We start from the raw sequence: 17234 nt of genomic DNA, 5'->3' as shown, positions 1-17234 counted from the left end.
ACGTATCTGCATTTCCACACCCATCACATCCGGAACACGCCGAAGCGTGTCTCCCCGATGGGCGCGTTCAGGCTCGCGCGGAGCGACAGGGCGAGGATGTCGCGCGACTTGCGCGGGTCGATGATGCCGTCATCCCAGAGGCGGGCGGAGGCGTAGAGGGGATGCGACTGCCGCTCGAACATCTCCTCGGTGGGGCGCTTGAACGCGGCCTCGGCCTCGGCCGACCAGTCTTCGCCCGCGCGCTCCATCGCGTCGCGCTTCACCGTGGCCAGCACCCCCGCCGCCTGCGCCCCGCCCATGACGGAGATGCGGCTGTTGGGCCAGGTCCAGAGGAAGCGCGGCTGATAGGCGCGGCCGGCCATGCCGTAGTTGCCCGCCCCGAAGGAGCCGCCGACGAGCATGGTGATCTTGGGGACGGAGGTCGTCGCCACGGCGGTCACCATCTTGGCCCCGTGACGCGCGATGCCCTCGTTCTCGTACTTCCGGCCGACCATGAAGCCGGTGATGTTCTGGAGGAACACGAGCGGGATGCCGCGCTGCGAGCAGAGCTCGACGAAATGCGCGCCCTTGGAGGCTGCCTCGGAGAAGAGGACGCCGTTGTTGGCGACGAGGCCGACGGGCATCCCCTCGACCTCGGCGAAGCCGGTCACGAGGGTCTCCCCGAAGCGGGCCTTGAACTCGTCGAAGCGCGAGCCGTCGACGAGGCGCATGATGACCTCGCGGATGTCATAGGGCGTGCGCAGGTCGGCGGGCACGACGTCGAGGATCTCCTCGGGGTCGTAGGCGGGCCTTTCCCCGCGGGGAAAGTTGACTGCAGTCAATAGGTTAACAGATCGTAAAGCCTCCCGCGCGAGGGCCAGCGCATGGGCGTCGTCCTCGGCGAGGTAGTCGGCGACACCCGAGAGCCGGGTGTGCACGTCGCCGCCGCCCAGGTCCTCGGCCGAGACGACCTCCCCTGTCGCGGCCTTCACGAGGGGCGGGCCGGCGAGGAAGATCGTCCCCTGCTCGCGCACGATGATCGAGACGTCGGACATGGCGGGCACATAGGCGCCGCCGGCGGTGCAACTTCCCATGACGACGGCGATCTGGGCGATGCCCTTCGCGGACATGCGTGCTTGGTTGTAGAAGATACGACCGAAGTGGTCGCGGTCGGGGAAGACCTCGTCCTGGTTCGGCAGGTTCGCGCCGCCGCTGTCGACGAGGTAGACGCAGGGCAGGCGGTTCTCCTCGGCGATCTCCTGGGCGCGCAGGTGCTTCTTGACCGTGATCGGGTAGTAGGTGCCGCCCTTCACCGTGGCGTCGTTGCAGACGACCATGACGTCGCGCCCGTGCACCCGGCCCACGCCCGCGATGGCCCCGCCGCCCGGGGCCGCGCCGTCGTACATGCCGTGTCCGGCGAAGGCCCCCACTTCGAGGAAGGGCGAGCCGGGGTCGAGGAGGCCGGCGACACGGTCGCGCGGCAGCATCTTGCCCCGGCCGAGATGGCGCGCGCGGGATGCCTCCCCGCCCCCGGCGGCGGCGGTCTCGGCGGCGGCGCGCACCTCGTCGAGCGCGGCAAGGTGGGCGGCGCGGTTGGCGCGGGCCTGGTCGGAGGTTGCGAGGAGCGAGGAGGTGAGTTTCATCGGATGGCGGGCTCCTCTGGGGCAGGTGGGCGGGGTGTCATCGCGGCGGCTCCCATCCCGGGGGCATGAGCGGCAGCATCGGCGTGCGCTGGCGGCAGCGCCAATAGGCGAGGTCGTCGTCGCCGTGGCGGCGGCCGCAGGTCTCCACCTCCCGGGCGGCGCGGCGGGCGACGTCCTCGATGAAGTCGAGCACCTCCGCTTCCGGCGCGGTCGGGAGCCAGGCGGCGGTCATGGCGTGGAAGCCGTCGGTGAAGCGCCGGGCGTTGGCGGCGTAGCAATGCTGCAGGTCGTGGGCCTCGGGCGCCGCGATCTCGGGCGGGGCCTCCTGCGGGAGGTCGAACTGCGCCTCGCAGGGCCAGAGCGCGGCCTCGCAGGCGGCGCGGACCTCGGGCGCGGGCTCGCGGAAGAGGAGAGTACCGAAGCAGATCGTGGCGGCTTCGGGGTCGAGCGGCGGGAGCGTCCAGTCGACGTCGGACTGCGGGTCGGCCAGCGCGGGGGCCGCGAGCGCGAGGCAGAGGAGCGCGCGGCGGATCATTCGTCGCCCTCCCGTTCGGCGGCGTCGGCGGCGACCCGGTCGAGGAAGCCCTCGGTCGCGACCCGCGCCCAGTCGCGCCAGACGGTGTTCGTGACGCAGCCGACCGGATCGGCCGGGGCGGGGGCCACGCCCTCGCAACCGGCGGCGATCTCGGCGATGCGGGCGTCGAGCTCGTCCGCGCGGCCGGCGACGGCATAGGCGCGGGTGAGCGCGGTGCCCCAGAGTTCGAGGTCGCGCCGCTCGCAGAGGGCGCGGGCCGGCTCCAGCATGTATTGCTCCCGCGGGCAGGAGACGGTGACGGGCGCATGGGCGAGCGCGCAGAGGAAATGCGTCTCGGTCCGCAGCGTCTCTTCGGGGACGCCGGCGACGGCGGCGTCGATGACGCAGGTCAGGAGCGCGCGGCTCTGGGCGTTGACGGCATCCTCCTCCTGCGCGGCGGCGGGCAGCGCGAGGCAGGCGAGGAGCGCGGCGGCGCGCATCAGTTTCGGGCCCAGAGCGCGCGCAGATCGAGGACGCGCTCGGCGGTGTGGTGGAGGCTGCAACCGGCGTATTCGATGTGGCGCATGGAGCCGGAGCCCCAGCTGGCCCCGGCGGCGCTGCAATCGGCGTCTCGGAAGGCGATCCAGGCGCGCTGGGCGGCGAGGAGGCGTTCGTCGGCCTTGCTGAATTGCCCGTCGAAATAAGGGCGTTCGGCCTCGTCCTGGGCCTGCGCGGCGGCGCGGTGGCCGGGCCATTCGGCGTTGAGCACCTCGTCCCAGAGGCCCTGCTCCATCATCGTGCAGCCGGTCATGCCGAGCGTGGTGTAGCCGCCCTCCTCGGCCTCCATGCAGACCTGCGCGGTGTCGCCGATGCAGTCGCGCGGGGCCTCCCCGGCGGCGCAGGCGTCGAAGGCGGCGCGGTAGGGGGCGGGGTCAGCCGGCTGCGCGGCGGCGGGCGCGGCGAGCGCGAGGAGGAGGGCGAGGACGCGGGTCATCCGCCCTGCCCCGCGAGCTCGGCATCGAGGCGCAGGGCCTGCTCGGCGGTGAGGCGCATCCGGCACTCCGCCTCGGCCGGGCCGCCCCCCGTGCCGCCGCCGAAGGTGGAACGCGTGTAGGCGCATTGGGCATCGCGCCAGGCGACCCAGGCACGTTGGGCCGCGCGCAGGGTCGGCTCGGTCGGCGGCAGGGCGGAACCGAGGTCCTTCAACTCGGCATCCTCGGCGCGGGTCAGGTCGATCAGGGCGCGGTAGCTGCGGTTGAGCTCCGCGTCCCAGACCTCCCACTCGGCGGTGTTGCAGCGCGCGTAGCCGACGTTGCTGCCAGTCTCGGCCGTGCAGGCCGCGGCGGCGCGGCCGATACAGTCAGCCGACGGGGCGCTGCCGAAGCAGGCCTCGACGATCGCGGGATCGAAGGGCAGGTCGTCGGCCAGCGCGGGCGTGGCGAGGAGGACGAGGGCGAGCCAGCGGGTCATCGGCGACCCCGGGGGGCTGCGGCAGTCGGGTGCGGCGTCATGTGGCAAGCTCCTTCTTCACGCGCTCCAGCTCCCGTTCGAGGAAGAAGGAGATGAGCGAGCGTATCACGACGAGGAGACCGAGGAAGACGAGATCGGCCATGGCGAGGCTGAGGGCGGTATGGACGATGTCGGAGACGATGAGGAGCTCGAGACCGGCGAGGATGTAGCGCCCGAGCTCGACGCGTTCCATGTTGACGCCCTCGACGCGCTTGCGGGCATCGCCGCTCAGTTCGGCGCGGACGAACCCGATCAGGAACCGCGTCGCCCCGATCAGGAGGATGACGCAGCCGAGGATGTCCACGGCGGCGACGAAATACTCCATCCCGTGCACGAGCCAGTCGAGCTGGTCGTGGAGGATGCTGGCCTCGCGGACGTAGGAGAAGAAAGAGGTGGGGGTGTCCATCTGCTCGACCTCGCCGGCCATTCCGTCAGGGGCAACTTCGTGCTCCATCTAACGCGTTTCCGCCTCGGCCGAGGTGAGGCGCCGTTCGAGGGCGCTGGCTTGCTGATAGGCTTGAAAAGACCCCGCGGCGGCGCAAGCTGCATCCACAATATCTTCGTCTCGTGTCATGGACCGAAGCCTTTCGAGGAAGTCTGGATCCTTACAGGGATTTTCGGATCCTTCGAGATGACGCCGCATCGCCATGTCGATCGACCGGCGGTGGAAGGCGTTCAGATGTCGCTTGGCGGCTGCAATGCGCGTCTCGTTCAAGCGCGGACGCAGATCGTCCGTTAGATCGTCGATATGGCCTACCAGATGTCGCAAGCAGGAGCTTGGAACTGCGGTCAAGGTACAGCGATCGACAGCTTCGCCCAGACATGTGGGTTCGACGGCGGCGACATAGAGCGAAAGGGGCATCGGCTCGCAATCGGGGTCAGTCGCACAGGGTGCCGCGTCCCGAACCGCGGCCGTCCGCTGCGCCATCTCCGGGCCGAGGCAGCGCAGGAAGGCAGGATCGGCCTGGGCCTGCGTCGTGACTAATGCGATGAAGACGAGGACCAGTCTCACCCCATCGCCCCCATCAGCTCCCGGCCGACCAGCATGCGGCGGATCTCGCTCGTGCCGGCGCCGATCTCCATCAGCTTGGCGTCGCGGAAGAGGCGGGCGACGGGGCTGTCGGACATGAAGCCCGCGCCGCCCATGGCCTGCACCGCCTGATGGGCCTGTTTCATCGCCTCCTCGGAGGCATAGAGGCAGCAGGCCGCCGCGTCCTGGCGGGTGACGGTGCCGCGGTCGCACGACTTGGCGACCTCGTAGATGTAGGCCCGCGCCGAGTTCATCGCGGTGTACATGTCCGCGATCTTGCCCTGCATCAGCTGGAAGCTCCCGATGGGTTTGCCGAACTGACGGCGCTCGGCCATGTAGGGCATGATCGCGTCCATGCAGGCGGCCATGATGCCGGTGCCGATGCCGGCGAGGACGACGCGCTCGTAGTCGAGGCCGGACATCAGCACCTGCACGCCGCGCCCCTCCTCGCCCAGGATGTTCTCGAAGGGGACCTCGACATCCTCGAACACCAGTTCGGCAGTGTTGGAGCCGCGCATCCCGAGCTTGTCGAAATGGCTGGAGGTGGAGAAGCCGGTCATGGCCTTCTCGATCAGGAAGGCGGTGATGCCCTTGGAGCCCGCCTCGGGGTCCGTCTTGGCGTAGACCACGAGCGTGGAGGCGTCGGGGCCGTTGGTGATCCAATACTTGGTGCCGTTCAGGCGGAAGTGGTCATTGCGCTTCTCGGCACGGAGTTTCATCGAGACGACGTCGGAGCCGCTGCCGGCCTCGGACATGGCGAGGGCACCGACATGCTCGCCCGAGATGAGACCGGGCAGGTACTTCGCCTTCTGCTCGGCGTTGGCGTTGAGCGCGATCTGGTTGACGCAAAGGTTCGAGTGCGCGCCGTAGGAGAGCGAGACCGAGGCGGAGGCGCGGGCGATCTCCTCGACCGCGATGACATGGGCGAGGTAGCCCATGCCCGCCCCGCCGTCGGCCTCGGGGACGGTGATGCCGAGGAGGCCCAGCTCCCCCATCTCGGTCCAGAGCTCGGCGGGGAAGTGGTTGCCGCTGTCGATGTCGGCGGCCATGGGGGCGACCCGGTCCTGCGCCCAGCGGTGCACCATCTCGCGCAGAGCGTTGACGTCTTCGCCCAGGTCGAACTGCATCGTGGCGTTGAACATCGAATCCTCCCCGGAATTGAACGCTTGTTCAGTTTCTAGCGGATCGGGGGCGATCCGTCCACAGGGTCAGGTTTCCCTTGCTTGACGGATCGATGGGCAACGCGCAGCATCGCAGCGATTTCAGATGGGAGATTTGGCATGGCACGGTACTGGGTGGCCTTCTATCGCGGGCGCGGGCGAATGATGGACAAGGTGGTGCGCTTCGCCACCCGGTCGCCCTTCAGCCATGTGGAACTCATCCGGCAGGAGGAGCGCCCGAAGCGCGGCGATACCGTCACCTGCCTGTCCTCCTCGGCGCGCGACGGGGGCGTGCGGATCAAGGACATCGAGTTGAAGGACGGCAAGTGGGACATCTACGAGGTGCCCTGGGCCCATCCCTCGACCTGGGACCGGGCGGCGCGGCATCTGGGCAAGCCCTACGAACTCTGGCCCATGGTCATCAGCCAGCTCTTCAACTTCCGCCGCCATTCGCGGGAGCAATGGTATTGCTCCGAACTGATCGCCTATGCGCTCAACCTGTCGATGCCGCATGCGAAGTCGCCCGGCGACCTGCTGCGCGCGATCCGCGACAATGTGGCGACCTGGGATTATGCGATCGCTGTGCAGCGCGGGCTCGTCGCTCCGAACCCGGTGCCCGAGATCCTGGAAGACGACGACGAGACGCTGGGGCCCGCCCCCGGCTGAGGCCACGCCGGATCAGCGCAGATGCCGCCCCGCCTCCTCGGCCACGATGCGGGTGATGAGGGCGCAATCGTCGAGGTCGAAGGTCAGCGGCACGCGCATGTCGAGGAGCCGCGCGAGGATCGCGTCGGTGCGCGGCAGGCTCTGCGCCTCGACGTAGGCCCAGTGGTGGTGAGCGGAGGTGAAGCCCTGCGCGGTGGCGTGGCCGAACCACTTCCACTCGACCCCGCGCTTGGCGCAGGCGGCGAGGAAGGCGGGCACCTTCGCCGGGTCGTCGGTAAGCAGCTGGATCGAGGAGCCGACGTAGGCTTCGGGCGCGGGGCGGTCGATGACGCGCAGGCCGGGCAGGTTGCGCAGGCCCTGCTCCAGCGCGGCGTAGCGGTCGTTCCAGCGCCGCGCCTGCGCGGGCAGGTCGGCGAGTTGCGGGCGCAGGATGGCGGCGCGCAACTCGTCCATGCGCCCCGAGACGTTGGGCATCGCGCCCTTGTGGCGGGCGAAAACCGCCTCGTCGGGCGCGGTGCCGTTGCGAGCGTAGAGCATGTAGCTGCCCGAGAGGAGCACCATCCGGGCGGCAAGGTCGGCGTCGTCGGTGACGATGAGGCCGCCCTCGCCCGCATTGACGTGCTTGTAGGTCTGGCAGGAGTAGCAGCCGACCGCGCCCCACCGGCCCGAGGGCGTGCCGTTCCACGCGGCTCCCATGGTGTGGGCGCAATCCTCGATCACGGTGACGCCGGCTGCGTCGCAGATGGCCATGAGGCGCTCCATGTCGGCGATGTGGCCGCGCATGTGGCTGAGCATGAGGACGCGTGCCCGGCCGGCCTTGGCGGCGAGGTCGTCGAGGTCGATGCAGAGGTCTTCGCCCACCTCCACGAGGACCGGGCGCGCGCCGACGGCGGCGATGGCGCCGGGCACGGGGGCGAGTGTCCAGCCGTTGGTCAGCACCGGGTCGCCCGGTTTGACGCCCAGCGCCCGGAGCGCGCAGCCCATGGCGTAGCCGCCCGAGGCGACGGCGAGCGCGTGGGCGGCCCCGGTCTGCGCGGCGAACTCGGTTTCGAGTGCGGCGACCTCCGACGGGTCGGCCCCGTAGCGGTGGAGCGCGCCCGACCGCATCACGCGGACGGCGGCCTCGATCGCGGGCTCGGGGATCGGCTCCTGCCGGGTGAAGGACTTGGTGAAGGTCTTCATGGGCCGAGTTGGGGGATGCGGGCGGGGCGCGTCAATCGGTTTCGGCTGCCGCCCCGTGCGGCCCTAGCCCAGGAGCGGGTCCACGACCGCTTCGAGGTGGTCGAAATGGTAGAGCAGCGCCTCGGGGGCGAGGTCGGCCACGGACTGCCCCGCCGGCGCGAAGGTGACGAGGACACAAGGCACCTGGGCTGCGGCGGCGGCCTTGCGGTCGGTCTCGGTGTCGCCGATCAGGACGGCGCGGCCCGCGTCGCCGCCGGCGCGGCGGATCGTCTCCAGCAGGTGTTCGGGGTCGGGCTTGCGCACCGGGAGGGTGTCGGCCCCGAGGAGCGCGTCGAAGAGGTCGGTCGCGCCGAGGCTGTCGAGCAGTTGCCGGGCGAGGCCCTCGGGCTTGTTGGTGCAGATGCCCACCGCATCGCCGCGCGCGCGCAGGCGGCGGACGGCGTCGAGCGCACCGGGATAGAAATGCGTATGCGTCGCGATGTCGGCCCCGTAGGCGTCGAGGAGGGGCTGGTAGCCCGCGTCGACGAGCCCCTCGTCCTCCACCCCCACGCGGGCGAGCCCCGCGCGCAGCATCGCCCGCCCGCCCCGGAGGGCCGTGGCACGGTGGTCCGCGTTCGACGGGTCGAGCGAGGTGTCGAGGCCGAGGAGCGTGAAGGCGGCGTTGGCGGCGGCGAGCAGGTCGCCCGAGGTGTCGGCCAGCGTTCCGTCGAGGTCGAAGATCACGCAACGTTTCATAGAGGCACCCTTTTGCCGGAGGTCGTGACGGCCGGGTTGCGGCGTGTCCGGGCTCAGGTAGAACGACAGGCAACCAAGGGAAAGACCCATGAGACAGACCGCGCTGATCGTCCTGGCCGCCGGACAGGGCAGCCGCATGAAATCCGACCTGCCGAAGGTGCTGCACGCGGTGGCCCATGCGCCGCTCTTGATCCACGCCTGGCGGTCGGGCGAGCGCCTCGCCCCGGCACGCACGGTCATCGTCGCCGGCCACGGGGGCGACGCGGTGGAGTCGGCGGCGCGGGCGCATGACCCCGGCGTCGCGGTGGTGCGCCAGACCGAGCAGCTCGGCACCGCCCATGCCGTCGCGCAGGCGCGGGCGGCGCTCGACGGCTTCGCGGGGGACGCCTTCGTCCTCTATGGCGATACGCCCTTCATCGCGCCCGAGACGCTCGAGAAGATGCGCGCCGCGCGGGAAGACGGAGCCGATGTCGTCGTGCTGGGCTTCGAGGCGGCGGAACCTGGGCGCTACGGTCGGCTGGTGGCCGAGGGCGACCGGCTGGAGCGGATCGTGGAGGCGAAGGACGCGACGCCCGCGGAACTGGCGATCACGCTCTGCAACTCCGGGGTCGTGGCGGCGGACGCAGAGACGCTCTTCGACCTGATCGAACAGGTGGGCAACGACAATGCGGCGGGGGAGTACTACCTGACCGACATCGTCGCGCTGGCGCGGGCGGGGCGGATGTCGGCGCGGGTCGTCGTCTGCGCCGAGGCGGAGACGATGGGGGTGAACACCCGCATGGACCTGGCCGCCGCCGAGGCCGCGTTCCAGGCGGGCAAACGCGCCGAGGCGATGGCGAACGGGGCCACGCTGACCGCGCCCGAGACGGTGTTCTTCGCCCATGACACGATGCTGGGGCGCGACGTGGTGGTGGAGCCCCATGTCGTCTTCGGGCCGGGCGTGACGGTGGAGAGTGGCGCGACGCTGCGGGCGTTCTCGCACCTCGAAGGCTGCCACGTCTCGGAGGGCTGCACCATCGGGCCCTATGCCCGCCTGCGCCCCGGCGCGGAGCTGGACCGGGGCGTGCGCGTGGGCAACTTCGTGGAGGTGAAGGCCGCGCAGGTGGCCGAGGGCGCGAAGCTCAATCACCTGAGCTACATCGGCGACGCCCGGGTGGGTGCGCGGGCGAACATCGGCGCGGGCACGATCACCTGCAACTACGACGGCGTCTTCAAGCACCGAACGGACATCGGGGCGGATGCCTTCATCGGGTCGAACTCGGCCCTCGTCGCCCCGGTGCGCGTGGGCGCGGGCGCCATGACCGGCTCGGGTAGCGTCGTCACGCAGGACGTGCCCGACGGCGCGCTGGCGCTCGGGCGGTCGAAACAGGTCAACAAGGACGGCTTCGCGACACGGCTCATGGCCAAGCTGCGCGCCGCCAAAGCAAGGAAGACGAACTGATGTGCGGGATCATCGGCATTCTGGGCGATCATCAGGCCGCCCCCATCATGGTGGATGCGCTCAAGCGCCTCGAATACCGCGGTTACGACAGCGCGGGCATCGCGACCGTACACGACGGCGCGCTCGACCGGCGGCGGGCGGTCGGCAAGCTCGTGAACCTCGCCGACCTTCTGGTGACGGACCCGCTGCCGGGGTTCGCGGGGATCGGGCACACGCGATGGGCGACCCACGGCGGCCCCTCGGTCGCCAATGCGCATCCGCACCGCGCGGGGCGCGTGGCCGTGGTCCACAACGGGATCATCGAGAACTTCCGCGAGCTGCGCGCGGAACTGTCGGGCGACGGTGAAAGCGAGACCGACACGGAAGTCGTCGCGCGGCTCTGTGAGGCCTTCCTCGACGCGGGCATGACGCCGAAGGACGCGGCCTTCGCCACGGTCGACAAGCTGGAAGGGGCCTATGCGCTCTGCTTCCTCTTCGACGGGGAGCCGGATCTTCTGGTGGCGGCGCGGGCGGGCTCGCCGCTGGCTATCGGGCACGGCGCGGGCGAGATGTTCGTGGGCTCCGATGCGATCGCGCTCGGGCCGCTGACCGACCGGCTGACCTACCTGGAGGAGGGCGACCGCGCGGTCGTCACCCGGTCGGGCGCGGAGATCTTCGACGGCGAGGGCCATGCCGTTCAGCGCGAGATGACGCGCATCCGCATCGACGCGGCCCGGATCGAGAAGGCCGGGCACCGGCACTTCATGGCCAAGGAGATCCACGAGCAGCCGCAGACGCTCTCGGACGTGCTTGCCGCCTATGTCGAGGGAGAGCGGATCGCCCCGCCCTCCGCCTACGATTTCACCGCGACCGACCGCATCCAGATGGTCGCCTGCGGCACGGCGCAGATCGCCTGTTCGGTTGCGAAATACTGGTTCGAGGCGCTGGCGCGGCTCCCGGTCGAGGTCGATATCGCCTCGGAATACCGCTACCGCGAGGGGCCGGTGGGCGCACAGACGACCGCGCTCTTCGTGAGCCAGTCGGGCGAGACGGCCGATACGCTGGCCGCGCTGCGCTATGCCAAGGGGCAGGCGCGGGCGATCCTGTCGGTGGTGAACGTGGAGACGTCGTCGATCGCACGCGAGAGCGACATCGCCCTGCCGATCCACGCGGGGGTGGAGGTTGGCGTCGCCTCGACCAAGGCCTTCGTGAACCAGCTCGCCGTGCTGCTCGCGCTTGCCATCTCGGCCGGCGTGCAGCGCGGGACGATCGACGCGGCCCGCGAGGCGGAACTGGTCGCCGGGCTGAAGCGTCTGCCGGGATTGATGGCGCAGGCACTGGCCGTCGAGGACCGCTGCGAGGCGCTGGCCGCGCGGCTCGCGGAGGCGACCGACATCCTGTTCCTGGGGCGCGGGCCGATGTACCCGATGGCGCACGAGGGCGCGCTGAAGCTCAAGGAGATCAGCTATATCCACGCCGAGGCCTATGCGAGCGGCGAGCTGAAGCACGGGCCGATCGCGCTCGTCGACCGGACGCTGCCCGTCGTCGTCTTCGCGCCGATGGACCCGCTCTTCGACAAGACGGTGAGCAACATGCAGGAGGTCATGGCGCGGGAGGGCAAGGTGCTTCTGGTCACGGATGCCGAGGGGGCCGAGGTGGCCTCGGACGGCGTTTGGGAAGTACTGGTGATGCCGAAGGTCGAGCCGGTCTTCGCCCCGATCCTCTACGCGGTGCCGGCGCAGCTGCTGGCCTATCACACCGCCGTCCACAAGGGGACGGACGTGGATCAGCCGCGCAACCTCGCCAAGTCGGTGACGGTGGAATGAGCGGTAACGAGATTGGGGGCCAGCCCCCAAACCCCCGGGATACTTTGGAAACGAAGAAGCGGGACATCGTCGCGGCGCTTCGGGCGGCGGGCGATGCGGAGCGGGCGGCGAAGGACCGGGCGGCGAACCGGACCGAACGCGAGACCTGGGGCGTGCATGGCGCGACGCTGACCGACATGGGGGTCGAGCTGCGCGCGGAGATGGGCGTGGAGGATCGGGTTCTGATCGCCGATGCGCTCTGGCGGGACGGTGTCGCGGACGGGCGGGTGCTGGCGTGCAAGCTGCTCACGCAGGCGCGGATGCGGCCCGACGGCGGGGCGTGGGACCTGCTGTCGTCCTGGGTCTATCACTTCGACTGCCGGGTGATCGCGGACGCGGGGGCCGCGGCGCTGCAACGGCGGCTAGCGGCGGAGCCGGAGCGGCTTGCCGTGCTGGACGACTGGGCCGGGGCGGCGAACGTCTGGGCGCGGCGCACGGTCTTCGCGGCGACCGCGGGCTTCGCCAAGGCGCGCCATCCGGGCGACGCGGATCACGCGGCGCGCGAGGCCGTGCTGGTGCAGGCCGAGCGGATGCGGGGCGAGACGCGGCCAGTCATCCGGCAGGCGATCGACGGCTGGCTGCGCGACCTCGGGCGGCATGACCCGGCCCGGCTGGCCGCCTTCGAGAGCGGCTGATCAGCCGGCGATCCGGGCGTAGAGATGCCAGCTGGCGTGGCCCAGCACCGGCAGCACGACGAAGAGACCGAGGAACCACGGCACCATGGCGAGGAGCGTGAGCACCGCGATGCAGGCGGCCCAGAGCGTCATCACCGGCAGGTTCGCGCGGGTGACGGCGAGGCTGAAGAGCATGGCGGTCACGAAATCGACCTCCCGATCGAGGAGGAGCGGCAGGCCGACGGCGGTGAGCGCGAAGAGCAGGAAGGCGCAGGCCGCGCCGAAGACGAGTTCGGCCGCGATGAGGGTAGCCCCGGCGGGCGTCAGGTAGCTCGTCAGCGTGTCGGGCGGCCCGAGGAGCGCCGCGGGCCCCATGATGAGTGCGAAGAGCAGGTGGGCGGCGAAGCTCCAGAACAGGAAGTAGATCAGGAGGACGGCCCCGGCCCAGGGGATCTGCCGCGTGCGCTCGGCCCAGACGACCGAGAGGACGGAGCCGAAATCGAGGGAGGCCCCGCGCGCGCGCCGGCGGCTGACGTCGTAGAGGCCGACGGCGAGGAAGGGCGCGAGGAGCGGAAACCCGAGCGTGAGCGTGAGCGTCCAGGTGAAGAGCCCCGCGCCGAGTTGCGTCAGCAGAAGCCCCGCGACCACGTAGACCGCCGCGAAGAAGAGCCCGAAGCGCGGCACCGCGCGGAAGTCGGCCCAGCCGGCGGCGAGGGCCGCGCGCAGGTCGGCCGTGGAGAGATCGCGGATCGGCGGCAGGTCGGCTTGCGTCATGGCGGGCTCCGGGCGTCGGGTCGGATCAGGATAGCGGCGCGAAAGATCGCCCGTCGTTGATCTGCATCATGGCGCGGCGACCTTGCCCCCGTGCCCCCCCTGCCCTAACAGGCCCCGGACCCGAAAGAAGGAGTCGCCCATGCCGCGTCTCGTCATGAAATTCGGCGGAACCTCCGTCGCCAACCTCGACCGCATCCGGCGCGTGGCCAAACGCGTGGGCGTCGAGGTGGCGAAGGGCTACGAGGTGGTCGTGGTCGTCTCGGCCATGTCGGGCAAGACGAACGAGCTCGTCGGCTGGGTGAACGAGGCGGGCGGCCCGCTCTACGATGCGCGCGAGTACGACGCGGTGGTCTCCTCGGGCGAGAACGTGACGGCCGGTCTGCTGGCGATGGTGCTGCAGTCGAATGGGATCGACGCGCGCTCCTGGCAGGGGTGGCAGGTGCCGGTGGTAACGACCTCGGCCCATTCGAGCGCCCGGATCGAGGAGATCCCGAACGCGAATTTCGACGCGAAGTTCGCCGAGGGCATGAAGGTGGCCGTGGTCGCCGGCTTCCAGGGGATCAGCCCCGAGGGCCGGATCACGACGCTCGGCCGGGGCGGCAGCGACACGACGGCGGTGGCCTTCGCCGCGGCCTTCGACGCGGAGCGCTGCGACATCTATACGGACGTGGACGGCGTCTATACGACCGACCCGCGCGTCAGCTCCAAGGCGCGCAAGATGGAGAAGATCGCCTTCGAGGAGATGCTGGAGCTCGCCAGCCTCGGGGCGAAGGTGCTGCAGACGCGCTCGGTGGAGCTTGCCATGCGCTACAAGGTGCGCCTGCGCGTTCTGTCGAGCTTCGAGGAACAATCGGACAACGCGGGCACGCTCGTCTGCGACGAGGAGGACATCATGGAAAGCAATGTGGTCGCGGGCGTCGCCTTCAGCCGGGACGAGGCCAAGATGACGCTGGTGTCGGTGGCCGACCGGCCGGGCGTATCGGCGGCGATCTTCGGGCCGCTGGCCGAGGCGGGCGTGAACGTCGACATGATCGTGCAGAACATCGCCGAGGACGGGCGCACGGACATGACCTTCTCGCTGCCGGTGGATCAGGTGGCGCGGGCCGAGAAGGCCGTGCGCGACGCCATGGCGCGCGAGGAGATCAACTTCCACGACCTGATCGTCGACACCGACGTCTCGAAGGTGTCGGTGGTCGGCATCGGGATGCGCAGCCACACGGGCGTCGCCGCCCGGATGTTCAAGGCGCTCTCGGCGGAGGGGATCAACATCAAGGTCATCACGACGTCCGAGATCAAGATCAGCGTCCTGATTGACCGCAAGTACATGGAATTGGCCGTCCAGGCGCTGCACGACGTCTTCGAGCTTGAGAAGGCGTAGGCGACGCGCACCGCCTGCGGCGGCACTCCGAGACCGCAAGTACATGGAATTGGCCGTCCAGGCGCTGCACGACGTCTTCGAGCTGAAGAAGGCGTAGGCGACGCGCACCGCCTGCGGCGGCACTCCGAGACCGCGCGGGCTTGGAACGGGCCGCACGCCATTTGCGGGGCCGTCATCGGATAACGACGGCCCGTTATCGCTCTTTTAAGGGATGATCGGCGAAGAGGGGGCATGACACGTTTCTTCTACACCCCCGCCTTCTGGATGGTCGCCTGCGTCGGCCTTGCCCTTCTCCTGCCCGCGCTGAGCGTGGACCCGACCCCGATGATCGCGCCCAACTGACCGGACGCTGTCGGCCCGTACGTGGACCGGCGCGTTTTCGCGCTCCGGAACCGGTAGCCGGACCGATTTGCGGGCGCGGCCCGCCGCTTCGACCTGCACCGTCCGCGCCCCCTCCCCTTCCGTGAACCACTCCGCTATGGTCCCTCCCGACGAGGGAGCCGGGGCAGGACATGTCAGCGCCAAGGGACAGCGACAGTCGCAAACTTCTGCGGCGGCTTCAGGCCGTCATGGCCGAGGCCGGCGCGGGTCAGGAACGGCTCGACCGGATCGTGGATCTGGTAGCGAACTCGATGGAAACCGAGGTCTGCTCGATCTACCTGCACAGGGACGAACAGACGCTGGAGCTGTGCGCGACGAAGGGCCTGAACCCCGAATCGGTGCATGTGACGCGGATGCGCGTGGGCGAGGGCCTCGTGGGCCGCGTCGCCCGCCGCCGGGGGCCGCTCAACACCGCCGACGCGCCGGGCACCAAGGGCTTCCGCTACATGCCCGAAACCGGGGAGGAGGTCTTTTCGAGCTTCCTTGGCGTGCCCGTGCAGCGGCTTGGCGAGCGGCTCGGCGTGCTGGTGGTGCAATCGAAGGAAGCGCGGGAGTTTACCGAGGACGAGGTCTATGCCCTCGAGGTCGTGGCGATGGTGCTGGCCGAGATGGCGGAGCTCGGGGCCTTCGTCGGCGAGGGCGAGGCGCTCAAGCCCCGGCACGCGCAGCAGGTTCTCTTCAAGGGCGTCATGGGGCAGGAAGGCGCGACCGAGGGCACCGTCTACCTGCACGACCCGCGTGTCGTCATCACGAACCCCGTGTCGGAAGACCCCGAGAAGGAATGCGAACGTCTGCGCACCGCCGTGGACGAGTTGCGCCTATCGGTCGACCGGATGCTGAGCCAGGCCCATGGCGACCGCGAGCAGGAGGAGGTGATCGAGGCCTTCCGCATGTTCGCCTATTCCCGCAGCTGGCTGCGCCGGATGGAGGACGACATCAACGCGGGCCTGACCGCCGAGGCCGCCGTCGAGAAGGAGCAGACGGCGACCCGCGCCAAGATGCGCAACGCCGACCCCTACCTGCGCGAACGGCTCGCGGACCTCGACGACCTGTCGAACCGGCTCCTGCGGATGCTGACGGGCCAGGGCGGGGATCGCGGCGCGCTGCCGGACAACGCCGTGCTGGTGGCGCGCAATATCGGGCCGGGCGAGCTTCTGGACTACGGGCGCAAGCTGCGCGGCGTGGTGCTGGAGGAGGGTTCGGTCGGCAGCCACGCGGCGATCGTGGCACGGGCCTGGGCCATTCCGCTCGTGCTGCAGGCGCGGGGCATCACGACGGAGGCGCTCTCGGGCGACGCGATCCTCGTCGACGGGGATCAGGGTATCGCGCATCTGCGCCCCGACGACATGGTGCGCACGGCCTTCGGCGAGAAGCTCGCCATGGCCCAGCAGGCGCAGCAGCGCTACGCCAGCATTCGCGACACCCGCTGCGTGACCGAGGACGGCGCGCGCGTGGAGCTGATGATGAACGCGGGGCTGATGGCGGACCTGCCGTCGCTGCCGACCTCGGGGGCCGAGGGCGTGGGGCTCTTCCGCACGGAGCTGCAGTTCCTGACGCGCAACAAGGTGCCGCGCCGGGGCGAGCTGGCGAGCCTCTATGCGCGGGTGATCGAGGCGGCGCAGGGCCTGCCGGTGACGTTCCGCACGCTCGACATCGGGTCGGACAAGGTGCTGCCCTACATGAAGTCGCAGGACGAGCCGAACCCCGCGCTCGGATGGCGGGCGATCCGGGTCGGGCTCGACAAGCCCGGCGTGATGCGGATGCAGCTGCAGGCGCTGATCCGGGCGCACGAGGGGCGGCCGATGAACGTCATGTTCCCCTTCATCGCCCAGATGGAGGAGTTCCTCGAGGCGCGCGGTCATCTCACGCGGGAGCTGCACCGCGAAGCCTCGCTCGGTCACGCCCTGCCCGAGACGCTCAAGGTCGGCGCGATGCTCGAGACGCCCTCGATGGCCTTCGCACCGCGACGGTTCTTCGAGGAGGCGGACTTCATCTCGATCGGGGGCAACGACCTCAAGCAGTTCTTCTTCGCCGCCGACCGCGAGAACGAGCGGGTGCGCCGGCGCTATGACACGCTGAACGTCAGCTTCCTGACCCTGATCGAGCGGATCGTGGGGCGCTGCGCCGAGACGGAGACACCCGTCAGCTTCTGCGGCGAGGACGCGGGCCGCCCGGTCGAGGCGCTCTGCTTCGCGGCGATGGGCCTGCGGTGTCTGTCGATGCGCCCAGCGTCGATCGGGCCGGTGAAGAACATCCTGCTGAAGGCCGACCTCGGCGCGGTGCGCCGTGTCATCGAGGCTGCGCGGGACGCGGGCGAGCAATCGGTGCGGCCGGCGGTGATGGAGTACCTGCGCCGGCGCTAGAGGAGCGCCGGACCGGTCTGC

Annotated in this window: 17 protein-coding genes; 6 read left to right on the top strand and 11 right to left on the bottom strand. The window is 70.2% G+C overall.

Annotated elements, in window-relative coordinates:
* Window positions 1–23: 23 nt before the first annotated feature.
* The 8 genes from HSX43_RS02185 to HSX43_RS02150 are packed head-to-tail and all read right to left on the bottom strand — an operon-like array spanning window position 24 to window position 5817.
* Window positions 24–1622 carry a carboxyl transferase domain-containing protein gene (locus tag HSX43_RS02185; protein WP_179378443.1) on the bottom strand — a complete coding sequence of 533 codons (1599 nt, stop codon included), beginning with the start codon at window positions 1620–1622 and terminating at the stop codon, window positions 24–26.
* Between the two features lie 37 nt (window positions 1623–1659).
* Window positions 1660–2157 carry a hypothetical protein gene (locus HSX43_RS02180; protein WP_179378442.1) on the bottom strand — a complete coding sequence of 166 codons (498 nt, stop codon included), beginning with the start codon at window positions 2155–2157 and terminating at the stop codon, window positions 1660–1662.
* Window positions 2154–2636 carry a hypothetical protein gene (locus HSX43_RS02175; protein WP_179378441.1) on the bottom strand — a complete coding sequence of 161 codons (483 nt, stop codon included), beginning with the start codon at window positions 2634–2636 and terminating at the stop codon, window positions 2154–2156. The genes HSX43_RS02180 and HSX43_RS02175 overlap by 4 nt, the downstream gene beginning before the upstream one ends.
* Window positions 2636–3130, bottom strand: coding sequence for a lysozyme inhibitor LprI family protein (locus HSX43_RS02170; RefSeq protein ID WP_179378440.1), 495 nt, complete (start codon window positions 3128–3130; stop codon window positions 2636–2638). The genes HSX43_RS02175 and HSX43_RS02170 overlap by 1 nt, the downstream gene beginning before the upstream one ends.
* Window positions 3127–3606, bottom strand: a complete 480-nt coding sequence (locus HSX43_RS02165) for a lysozyme inhibitor LprI family protein (RefSeq protein WP_179378439.1) — start codon at window positions 3604–3606, stop codon at window positions 3127–3129. Before HSX43_RS02165 ends, HSX43_RS02170 begins: the two co-directional genes overlap by 4 nt.
* Before the next feature lie 37 nt (window positions 3607–3643).
* Entirely contained in the window at window positions 3644–4099 is a 456-nt protein-coding gene (locus HSX43_RS02160) for a DUF1622 domain-containing protein (protein WP_235962446.1), read from the bottom strand.
* Window positions 4100–4657 carry a hypothetical protein gene (locus tag HSX43_RS02155; RefSeq protein WP_179378438.1) on the bottom strand — a complete coding sequence of 186 codons (558 nt, stop codon included), beginning with the start codon at window positions 4655–4657 and terminating at the stop codon, window positions 4100–4102.
* Window positions 4654–5817: an acyl-CoA dehydrogenase family protein gene (locus HSX43_RS02150; protein WP_179378437.1), complete on the bottom strand. Its 1164-nt coding sequence runs from the start codon at window positions 5815–5817 to the stop codon at window positions 4654–4656. Before HSX43_RS02150 ends, HSX43_RS02155 begins: the two co-directional genes overlap by 4 nt.
* 138 nt (window positions 5818–5955) lie before the next feature.
* On the opposite strand from HSX43_RS02150, the gene HSX43_RS02145 reads away from it, so the two are divergent.
* Window positions 5956–6501 (top strand): hypothetical protein, encoded by a 546-nt coding sequence (locus tag HSX43_RS02145; protein WP_179378436.1) that lies wholly within the window; start codon window positions 5956–5958, stop codon window positions 6499–6501.
* A gap of 12 nt (window positions 6502–6513) precedes the next feature.
* Here the strand turns inward: HSX43_RS02145 and HSX43_RS02140 are convergent, their stop codons facing one another.
* Together HSX43_RS02140 and HSX43_RS02135 are read right to left on the bottom strand one after the other, a co-directional pair.
* Entirely contained in the window at window positions 6514–7683 is a 1170-nt protein-coding gene (locus tag HSX43_RS02140; protein ID WP_179378435.1) for a DegT/DnrJ/EryC1/StrS family aminotransferase, read from the bottom strand.
* 63 nt (window positions 7684–7746) lie between these two features.
* Complete coding sequence (locus HSX43_RS02135; RefSeq protein ID WP_179378434.1) at window positions 7747–8418, bottom strand: HAD-IA family hydrolase; 672 nt, start codon at window positions 8416–8418, stop codon at window positions 7747–7749.
* A gap of 88 nt (window positions 8419–8506) precedes the next feature.
* Here HSX43_RS02135 and glmU point away from each other — a divergent pair, with 88 nt between their 5' ends.
* The 3 genes from glmU to HSX43_RS02120 are packed head-to-tail and all read left to right on the top strand — an operon-like array spanning window position 8507 to window position 12338.
* Window positions 8507–9859 carry a bifunctional UDP-N-acetylglucosamine diphosphorylase/glucosamine-1-phosphate N-acetyltransferase GlmU gene (glmU, locus tag HSX43_RS02130; protein WP_179378433.1) on the top strand — a complete coding sequence of 451 codons (1353 nt, stop codon included), beginning with the start codon at window positions 8507–8509 and terminating at the stop codon, window positions 9857–9859.
* The gene (gene glmS / locus HSX43_RS02125) at window positions 9859–11664 is read left to right on the top strand and encodes a glutamine--fructose-6-phosphate transaminase (isomerizing) (RefSeq protein ID WP_179378432.1); all 1806 of its coding nucleotides are present in this window, start codon (window positions 9859–9861) and stop codon (window positions 11662–11664) included. Before glmU ends, glmS begins: the two co-directional genes overlap by 1 nt.
* A 44-nt stretch (window positions 11665–11708) precedes the next feature.
* On the top strand, window positions 11709–12338 hold the full coding sequence (locus tag HSX43_RS02120) for a DNA alkylation repair protein (RefSeq protein WP_179378431.1): 630 nt from the start codon (window positions 11709–11711) through the stop codon (window positions 12336–12338).
* On the opposite strand, the gene HSX43_RS02115 is transcribed toward HSX43_RS02120, so the two are convergent.
* Window positions 12339–13091, bottom strand: a complete 753-nt coding sequence (locus HSX43_RS02115) for a DUF2189 domain-containing protein (protein WP_179378430.1) — start codon at window positions 13089–13091, stop codon at window positions 12339–12341.
* A 139-nt stretch (window positions 13092–13230) separates the two neighbouring features.
* Between HSX43_RS02115 and HSX43_RS02110 the strand changes: the two genes are divergently transcribed.
* Both HSX43_RS02110 and ptsP read left to right on the top strand, forming a co-directional pair.
* Entirely contained in the window at window positions 13231–14469 is a 1239-nt protein-coding gene (locus tag HSX43_RS02110) for an aspartate kinase (protein ID WP_179378429.1), read from the top strand.
* A 512-nt stretch (window positions 14470–14981) separates the two neighbouring features.
* The gene (gene ptsP / locus HSX43_RS02105; RefSeq protein WP_179378428.1) at window positions 14982–17213 is read left to right on the top strand and encodes a phosphoenolpyruvate--protein phosphotransferase; all 2232 of its coding nucleotides are present in this window, start codon (window positions 14982–14984) and stop codon (window positions 17211–17213) included.
* Window positions 17214–17234: the final 21 nt, after the last annotated feature.

The sequence above is a fragment of the Jannaschia marina genome, assembly GCF_013404595.1.
GTDB classification, from domain to species: Bacteria; Pseudomonadota; Alphaproteobacteria; order Rhodobacterales; family Rhodobacteraceae; genus Jannaschia; species Jannaschia marina.
The sequence above is the reverse complement of the archived record's forward strand: the minus strand, read 5'-3'. Positions and strand labels throughout refer to the sequence as shown.

Excerpts from the sequence above, each read along its gene's own strand:
- HSX43_RS02185 (WP_179378443.1), bottom strand. The coding sequence starts at position 1,622 with ATGAAACTCACCTCCTCGCTCCTCGCAACCTCCGACCAGGCCCGCGCC.
- HSX43_RS02180 (WP_179378442.1), bottom strand. The coding sequence starts at position 2,157 with ATGATCCGCCGCGCGCTCCTCTGCCTCGCGCTCGCGGCCCCCGCGCTG.
- HSX43_RS02175 (WP_179378441.1), bottom strand. The coding sequence starts at position 2,636 with ATGCGCGCCGCCGCGCTCCTCGCCTGCCTCGCGCTGCCCGCCGCCGCG.
- HSX43_RS02170 (WP_179378440.1), bottom strand. The coding sequence starts at position 3,130 with ATGACCCGCGTCCTCGCCCTCCTCCTCGCGCTCGCCGCGCCCGCCGCC.
- HSX43_RS02165 (WP_179378439.1), bottom strand. The coding sequence starts at position 3,606 with ATGACCCGCTGGCTCGCCCTCGTCCTCCTCGCCACGCCCGCGCTGGCC.
- HSX43_RS02160 (WP_235962446.1), bottom strand. The coding sequence starts at position 4,099 with ATGGAGCACGAAGTTGCCCCTGACGGAATGGCCGGCGAGGTCGAGCAG.
- HSX43_RS02150 (WP_179378437.1), bottom strand. The coding sequence starts at position 5,817 with ATGTTCAACGCCACGATGCAGTTCGACCTGGGCGAAGACGTCAACGCT.
- HSX43_RS02145 (WP_179378436.1), top strand. The coding sequence starts at position 5,956 with ATGGCACGGTACTGGGTGGCCTTCTATCGCGGGCGCGGGCGAATGATG.
- HSX43_RS02140 (WP_179378435.1), bottom strand. The coding sequence starts at position 7,683 with ATGAAGACCTTCACCAAGTCCTTCACCCGGCAGGAGCCGATCCCCGAG.
- HSX43_RS02135 (WP_179378434.1), bottom strand. The coding sequence starts at position 8,418 with ATGAAACGTTGCGTGATCTTCGACCTCGACGGAACGCTGGCCGACACC.
- glmU (WP_179378433.1), top strand. The coding sequence starts at position 8,507 with ATGAGACAGACCGCGCTGATCGTCCTGGCCGCCGGACAGGGCAGCCGC.
- glmS (WP_179378432.1), top strand. The coding sequence starts at position 9,859 with ATGTGCGGGATCATCGGCATTCTGGGCGATCATCAGGCCGCCCCCATC.
- HSX43_RS02115 (WP_179378430.1), bottom strand. The coding sequence starts at position 13,091 with ATGACGCAAGCCGACCTGCCGCCGATCCGCGATCTCTCCACGGCCGAC.
- HSX43_RS02110 (WP_179378429.1), top strand. The coding sequence starts at position 13,231 with ATGCCGCGTCTCGTCATGAAATTCGGCGGAACCTCCGTCGCCAACCTC.
- ptsP (WP_179378428.1), top strand. The coding sequence starts at position 14,982 with ATGTCAGCGCCAAGGGACAGCGACAGTCGCAAACTTCTGCGGCGGCTT.